The sequence below is a fragment of the Pseudoalteromonas sp. c7(2019) genome, assembly GCF_011378625.1.
Classification (GTDB): Bacteria; Pseudomonadota; Gammaproteobacteria; order Enterobacterales; family Alteromonadaceae; genus Pseudoalteromonas; species Pseudoalteromonas arctica.
This window is the reverse complement of sequence record NZ_WTKS01000056.1, coordinates 1-294: the sequence shown is the minus strand read 5'-3', so window position 1 is coordinate 294 and position 294 is coordinate 1. Positions and strand designations below refer to the sequence as shown.

General features: G+C 49.3%; 1 rRNA gene. It reads right to left on the bottom strand.

Annotated elements, in window-relative coordinates:
• Positions 1-34 precede the first annotated feature (34 nt).
• A 23S ribosomal RNA gene (locus tag GQR38_RS19975) occupies positions 35-294 on the bottom strand; the annotation flags it as partial.

Below are 294 nucleotides of genomic sequence, written 5' to 3'. Positions count from 1 at the left end.
GTCTTGGTAAACACCAACACCACTTAGGTGTTGTATGGTTAAGCCTCACGGGTAATTAGTACAAGTTAGCTCAATACATTACTGCACTTACACACCTTGCCTATCAACGTTGTAGTCTCCAACGGCCCTTTAGGGAACTTAAAGTTCCAGTGAGAACTCATCTTGAGGCTCGCTTCCCGCTTAGATGCTTTCAGCGGTTATCGATTCCGAACGTAGCTACCGGGCAATGCATCTGGCGATACAACCCGAACACCAGCGGTTCGTCCACTCCGGTCCTCTCGTACTAGGAGCAGC